Below are 6,877 nucleotides of genomic sequence, written 5' to 3'. Positions count from 1 at the left end.
TATTTTAAAACAAAAATGACTCCAGGCAAAAGTGTTCTATCTAAAAGGTAAGACAAAGTTGATTGGAACGGAAGGTACGAGACTCCTGCGGGAAAAGCGCGTCTAGGGGAGACCCCGCAGGCGAAAGCCGAGGAGGCTCCCCGACCGCCCGCGGAAAGCGAGTGCCTAGAGTGGAAATCAACGTCCAAATTGTACAAGCCATAAAAAATAGACAAACTCGATTTTCATCGAGTTTGTCTACAGTCTGAACGCTGCATAAATGCAGCGTTTTTTCATTCCTCCAAAGCCGCTTCTTCCACTACCGGATAATGTTTCAGGAAGTAGATGAGCGACTGGAGTTCCACGGCCAGGTCAATGTGGTGGACCCTTATGGATGGCGGCACGGTCAGCCGTGCAGGTGTGAAATTCAATATTCCTTTTATGTCAGCTTTGACTAGACGATCGGTTATCGTCTGGGCTACCTGTGCAGGCACTGTCAATATCGCTGCAGTAATATTATTTTCCTGCAATAGTGTATCGATTTGATCCATATGGTAGATGGGCACATCAGCTATTCGCTTGCCGACCTTTTCTTCAGATACTTCGAAAGCCATTTCAATTTTTGTATTATTATTTTTCATGAAATTGTAATTTAAAAAAGCGGTTCCTAAATTTCCCACTCCGATTAAAGCGACTTTGGTCAATTCATCTTGATCAAGTGTTTTTCTGAAGAAGGATAATAAATAATTGACATTGTAGCCGTAGCCTTTTTTCCCAAGCGCGCCAAAGTAGGAAAAATCACGGCGAATGGTAGCAGAATCCACTTTTACGGCTTCACTTAGCTCAGCCGAGGAAACTCTTTGTTTGCCTGAGGAATGTAAGTTCTTTAAAAATCGATAATACAATGGCAACCTTTTGGCTGTTGCCTGCGGTATCTTTGGGTCATGGTTCATTGTTCTTCCCCGCCTTCACACATGCTTTTCAACTTAATCTCTATCTGTTCGTTTTACTTGCCTTTTATAATCGCTACTAGACACTCCGCCTGTTTTCTCCACTAAGAATGTAGGCCCGATCACCATTCCCTTATCAATGGCCTTACACATGTCATAAACAGTCAAGGCAGTCACGGATGCAGCTGTTAACGCTTCCATTTCCACACCTGTACTCCCTTTTGTCTTAGCTTCCGTTTCAATCCTAAGCCTATATCCTTGTTCTTCTTTTTCCCAATCAAAGGCTATATTGACCCCTTGCAGAGCAATGGGATGGCACATCGGAATTATATTGGATGTATTTTTGCTGGCCATGATTCCTGCAACTTGTGCAACAGCCAGTACATCACCTTTTTTCATTTTATGGTTCGTGACCAATTCATATATTTCATCATTCAATAAAATGCTCGACTGAGCCACTGCCGTCCGGGTTGTTTCAGGCTTAGCACTCACATCGACCATTTTGGCCCTGCCCTGTTCATTAAAATGCGTTAAGTCTCCCATTTAAGTAACCCCTCCTAAATCATACACTATTATTCCACTTTATGTAATAGCTTTTCTTTCAGCTTGGAACCAAGCTGTTGCCGATAATAACTAAAATACGTTAAACTAACAGTAATCAATTGAGGTGAAATCTATGATTTTATTACAAATCAATCAACTATCGAAATATTATGGAGCTGAACTTATTTTATCAAATATGAAGCTCGAAGTTCAAAATAAAGATCGAATTGCCCTTGTCGGCCGAAATGGCGCCGGCAAATCCACTCTGCTAAAAATCATTGCCGGGCAGCTTTCCCATGATGGCGGTGAAATAATCAAACCAAAAGGCGTCACCATCGGCTATATGGCCCAGGATACTGGATTGGAATCCGCATTGACCATTTGGGATGAAATGCTTACTGTATTCACTGACCTTATAGAGCAGGAAAAGGAACTGCGTCGCCTTGAGGCTGATATGGCCAGATCTGACATCTTTGAAAACGAAACGGTTTACCAAAAAGTGCTGAATGAATACGACACTTTGATGGTGGCATTCAAAGAGAAGGGAGGTTATCAATATGAAGCGGATATCCGTTCCGTATTGCATGGTCTTCAGTTTGCCGACTTTGACTATTCTACCCCAATTTCCACTTTAAGCGGCGGGCAAAAAACAAGGCTTGCCTTAGGTAAGCTGCTTTTAAGGAAACCGGATATATTGATTCTGGATGAGCCGACGAACCATTTGGATATCGAAACCCTCTCTTGGCTTGAACAATATTTACAAGGCTACCAGGGAGCTGTCCTCATTGTTTCCCATGACCGCTATTTTTTAGATAAAGTAGTAAACCTGGTATATGAGATTTCCCGGAATAACATGAAAAAATACCATGGTAATTATAGTTCTTACCTAGAGGGAAAAGCGGAGGATTATGAGCGGGACATGAAACTGTTCGAGAAACAGCAAGGGGAAATCGAAAAGCTTCGCGATTTTGTCCAACGTAATATCACAAGGGCTTCCACAACGAAAAGAGCACAAAGCAGACGTAAACAGCTCGAAAAGATGGATGTACTGGACAAGCCGCAAGGTGATGAAAAATCCGCGAATTTTTCTTTCCAGATTGAAAGGCAAAGCGGAAATGAAGTACTCCACCTCCAGGACCTGGCTATCGGATACGAAGGGGAAACGGTATCAAAGAATATTAATTCCCGGATGACAAAAGGAGAGAGCATAGCCCTTGTCGGCCCAAATGGAGTTGGAAAATCAACTTTATTGAAAACGATTATTTCCAAGCTGCCTGCCCTTTCTGGGGATTTCCGTTTTGGAACGAACGTAGAAGTCAGCTACTACGATCAAGAACAGGCTAACCTTGTTTCCAATAAACGCGTACTCAATGAATTATGGGACGACTATCCCCTTAAACCGGAAAAGGACATTCGCACCGTACTCGGTAATTTCCTATTTAGCGGGGACGATGTTTTGAAAACCGTTTCCACACTAAGCGGGGGCGAAAAGGCTCGGCTTGCTCTAGCCAAAATGATGATGCAAAAAGGCAATTTTTTAATTCTTGATGAACCAACGAACCATTTGGACCTCGATAGTAAATTGGTGCTTGAAAATGCATTAATTGATTATCCGGGAACTATTCTATTCGTCTCACATGACCGTTATTTCATAAATCGGATAGCAACGAAAGTGATAGAGCTCTCCAAAGACGGCAACGAAGAATTCCTCGGTGATTATGATTACTATCTAGAGAAGAAACAGGAGCAAGCGGAAATCCAAGCACTTGAACAGCAAGATCAGGCTAAATCTTTAGATGCGGCTGTAGAAAAAACAAATTACAAAATTGATAAAGAAGCAAAAAAAGCTGAACGCCAGCGAAAACGGCGCATTGAGGAAATCGAGGCAGCCATGGAGCTTCTTGAAACCGAAATAAACGAATATAATGACCTCCTATGTGATCCAAATGTTTTTCAGGACCACGAAAAGGTAATGGAAGTCCAAACAAAACTTGATCATGCACAAGAAAGTTTGGATCAGCTTCTCGAAGAATGGGCTGAACTGGAAGAATGAAAAAGACCGAGTCAATTGACTCGGTCTTTTTCTTTTCCAACCAAAGTGTCGCTTGAAAGTTATCCACAAACTTGTTAACAAACCACTTACCGCTCATTAGCCATTAATTTGAGTTATACACATTATCCACAGAAATATATCCACTTATCCACAAAAATACCCCTTTATACACATGCAGGATGATTATCAAAAAAACTTTATCCACAGAATATTCTATTATTTTATTAACACGATAAAAAGACAGGATGCCAAAGTGAAGGATCCTGTCTTCTCGTCCATTAAAATGCTTCTATATCCAATCCAGGATTTCCGTTCAAATCCAAACCGGATCGCTTTCCCTTTTCAAACATGACACTGCCAGCAGCACCAATCATGGCAGCATTGTCGGTACAAAGATAGAGGGGCGGAATGGATATATCCATAGGTAAATCCTTAAAAGCTTCCGTTAATGCTTCCCTAAGGCCTTTATTTGCCGCAACTCCTCCAGCAAGTAATACCTGTTTCACATTATATTCCTTTGCAGCCTTCACAGCTTTCATTACAAGCACTTCTATCACGCTTGCTTGGAAACTTGCCGCTAAATCTTTAKGTTCAATTTTTTCCCCGCGCTGTTCTGCATTATGCAAAGTGTTGATTACCGCTGATTTCAACCCGCTGAAAGAAAAGTCATAGCTGCCATCCAACCATGCCCTAGGCAGTTTCAAAGATGGTGAGCCTTCTTGCGCAAGCCTGTCGATATGAGGCCCGCCAGGATAAGGGAGCCCCAAGGTTCGAGCCACTTTATCATACGCCTCTCCTGCTGCATCATCCCGCGTCTCCCCGATCACCTTGAAAGAACCCGGTTCTTCTAAAAGCACCAATTCCGTATGACCTCCCGAAACGACTAAAGAAAGCGCAGGATATTCAATCTCCTGAATAAGCCGATTTGCATAGATATGACCAGCGATATGATGCGTACCGACAATTGGTATTCCATGTGCGAAAGCTACAGCCTTCGCCGCATTCACACCTATTAATAGTGCCCCTACAAGGCCGGGACCTTCTGTAACGGCAATGGCATCCAAGTCTTCATATGTCACACCCGCTTGCAGCAGTGCTTCTTCAAGAACAATAGTAATTTGTTCTACATGATGACGGGAAGCTATTTCCGGGACGACACCGCCAAAACGTTTATGACTTTCTATTTGTGAAGCCACGACATTACTCAGTATTTCCGTTCCATTTTTTATGACGGCTGCCGCAGTTTCATCACAGCTTGTTTCAATTCCTAATATAATTTGATCTTTTTTCATGAAAAATTCACCCACATAACATAAGCATCCTCTTGATTGTCTGTATAATAATTCTTTCGGATTCCGCCCTTTTGGAAACCAAGTTTTTCATAAAGCGAAATGGCTACGGCATTACTGACACGGACCTCAAGTGTCATCCTCACCACACCCATTGAAATGGAGATTTCAATCATCTTCCTGAGCAAAGCTTCTCCAAGCTTTTGCCCTCGGTATTCTGGTAATATCGCAATATTGGTGATGTGCGATTCATCAATGACGATCCAGGCACCGCAATAACCGGCAATTTTCCCTTCATCCTCTATCACCATGTATACAGCATATTGATTATGATTCAATTCATTAAAAAAAGCTTCCCGGCTCCAAGGCAAAGTAAAGGACTGCTTTTCCACGTTAAGCACTTGGTCGATATCTGCCGTATTCATCTTTCGGAACGTCAATGTTTTACTCATAATGATCGTCGCTTTCCTTGTTTATTTCCCCTGCTGTTCAAGCCACTTAGCTTCTGCTTCAGCCATGCGGATATAATTCGGTACAAACTGGTGAACATCCACTTCAGCCTTATCAAGACCAATGAAGGCCAGTTCGCTTGGCCTTGAATTATATGACTGTACTGGAGCAAATACCGCTAATTCACCTAATGCATCGGTAATTGCAACCCGATGGATGTCAACATCTTGACCAACAAATAAAACAGGACGATTTAATTCCTTCAATTGATTCGCCCACTCAGAGGATAGAATATTACAATCTTCAATGACTGTCTTTAAAGAATCCTTTTCCATTTCATATAATCCAGTATAAATCTGCCCTCTTCTTGCATCGAACAAGGGAGATATCAACCCGTTAAAATAACGTCCATTAGCTGCTAAAACCTCTAAGCTGGAAACACCTGATAACGGAATCTGAAGCGTCCAGGCCAAGCTTTTCGCTATCGTCACTCCAATCCTGACCCCTGTATAGGAGCCTGGACCTTGAGCGACCACTATCTTAGTCAATTCCTTCGGTTTAGTATCACAGTCCCTCAGCAGTGTTTCAATTGCTGGCATAACCCGCACCGAATGGTTTTTCTTTAGGTTCGTCGTATACTCACCAATTACTTGATTCCCGTTTACAAGTGCAATACCTAATGTGAAATTCGATGTATCTATAGCTAAAACCTTCATCAAATAATCTCCTTACATAACTTTACATATCGTTCGCCTTTGGCTTCCAAAACAATACGCCGGCTTGTATCGCCCAAACGATAGATATAAATGGTCAAGATTTCCTCTGGGAGGTGATCCTTTATTAAATGGGCCCATTCAACGACAGTCACACCATCACCTTCAAAATATTCATCAAAGCCTAAATCTTCTTCCGATTCACTTACCCGATAGACATCCATATGATACAAAGGTAAGCGACCCATGTACTCCTTTATTATAGTAAAGGTAGGGCTATTCACCATTCTGGTAACACCCAATCCTTTAGCCAGCCCTTTTGTGAATGCCGTCTTCCCTGCACCCAAGTCACCTTCTAGAGCCAGCACATCTCCACTGGAAAGCTTTTGTGCCAATTTGTGCGCAAATTGCGCTGTTTCTTCCTCATTCTGAGAAATCCATTCAACATGTTGCATATATCAATCACCTTTATCATTATTAGGAAAACGTCCGTCCTATAGTTCATGTCGAGAACCATAAACGCAATATTATGGAACAAAAACCATTCTATATGTAGTTTACCTTGTTTCAAAAGAAGAAACAAATAAGTTAAGGACATATTATTCGAATAACAGATAAAACAAAAAAACGAAACCTAGGTTTCGTTTTTTTCATGATTGCGGGGACAGGATTTGAACCTGCGACCTTCGGGTTATGAGCCCGACGAGCTACCGGACTGCTCCACCCCGCGACGGTATAAATGTTTCTTTTATAAATGTAGTATTCCCGTTTATTCAAAAAGAATACAAAGATTATAGCTTGGCGGCGTCCTACTCTCACAGGGGGAAACCCCCAACTACCATTGGCGCTGAAGAGCTTAACTGCCGTGTTCGGAATGGGAACGGGTGTGACCTCTTCGCT

Annotated in this window: 7 protein-coding genes, 1 tRNA gene and 1 rRNA gene; 1 reads left to right on the top strand and 8 read right to left on the bottom strand. The window is 42.2% G+C overall.

Annotated features, from left to right (window positions below; all coding sequences use genetic code 11):
• Positions 1-272: 272 nt before the first annotated feature.
• Both AC1DVB_RS24205 and moaC read right to left on the bottom strand, forming a co-directional pair.
• Positions 273-932 carry a redox-sensing transcriptional repressor Rex gene (locus AC1DVB_RS24205; RefSeq protein ID WP_034306345.1) on the bottom strand — a complete coding sequence of 220 codons (660 nt, stop codon included), beginning with the start codon at positions 930-932 and terminating at the stop codon, positions 273-275.
• Between the two features lie 33 nt (positions 933-965).
• Positions 966-1,472, bottom strand: a complete 507-nt coding sequence (moaC, locus tag AC1DVB_RS24200; protein ID WP_034306347.1) for a cyclic pyranopterin monophosphate synthase MoaC — start codon at positions 1,470-1,472, stop codon at positions 966-968.
• A 133-nt stretch (positions 1,473-1,605) separates the two neighbouring features.
• Here moaC and AC1DVB_RS24195 point away from each other — a divergent pair, with 133 nt between their 5' ends.
• The gene (locus tag AC1DVB_RS24195; RefSeq protein ID WP_454862411.1) at positions 1,606-3,525 is read left to right on the top strand and encodes an ABC transporter ATP-binding protein; all 1,920 of its coding nucleotides are present in this window, start codon (positions 1,606-1,608) and stop codon (positions 3,523-3,525) included.
• A gap of 278 nt (positions 3,526-3,803) precedes the next feature.
• On the opposite strand, the gene tsaD is transcribed toward AC1DVB_RS24195, so the two are convergent.
• From tsaD to rrf, 6 genes are all read right to left on the bottom strand, one after another.
• Entirely contained in the window at positions 3,804-4,817 is a 1,014-nt protein-coding gene (gene tsaD, locus AC1DVB_RS24190; protein ID WP_477591317.1) for a tRNA (adenosine(37)-N6)-threonylcarbamoyltransferase complex transferase subunit TsaD, read from the bottom strand.
• Positions 4,814-5,266, bottom strand: coding sequence for a ribosomal protein S18-alanine N-acetyltransferase (gene rimI, locus AC1DVB_RS24185; protein WP_053533463.1), 453 nt, complete (start codon positions 5,264-5,266; stop codon positions 4,814-4,816). The genes tsaD and rimI overlap by 4 nt, the downstream gene beginning before the upstream one ends.
• A gap of 21 nt (positions 5,267-5,287) precedes the next feature.
• A complete protein-coding gene (tsaB, locus tag AC1DVB_RS24180; RefSeq protein ID WP_053533462.1) occupies positions 5,288-5,980 on the bottom strand; it encodes a tRNA (adenosine(37)-N6)-threonylcarbamoyltransferase complex dimerization subunit type 1 TsaB in 693 nt (230 codons plus the stop codon).
• Positions 5,980-6,432: a tRNA (adenosine(37)-N6)-threonylcarbamoyltransferase complex ATPase subunit type 1 TsaE gene (gene tsaE, locus AC1DVB_RS24175; RefSeq protein ID WP_095679973.1), complete on the bottom strand. Its 453-nt coding sequence runs from the start codon at positions 6,430-6,432 to the stop codon at positions 5,980-5,982. The genes tsaB and tsaE overlap by 1 nt, the downstream gene beginning before the upstream one ends.
• A 201-nt stretch (positions 6,433-6,633) precedes the next feature.
• A tRNA-Met gene (locus AC1DVB_RS24170) sits at positions 6,634-6,707 on the bottom strand.
• A gap of 66 nt (positions 6,708-6,773) precedes the next feature.
• A 5S ribosomal RNA gene (gene rrf, locus AC1DVB_RS24165) occupies positions 6,774-6,877 on the bottom strand; the annotation flags it as partial.

The organism is Peribacillus sp. P4_D6 (assembly GCF_056401795.1).
The sequence above is the reverse complement of the archived record's forward strand: the minus strand, read 5'-3'. Positions and strand labels throughout refer to the sequence as shown.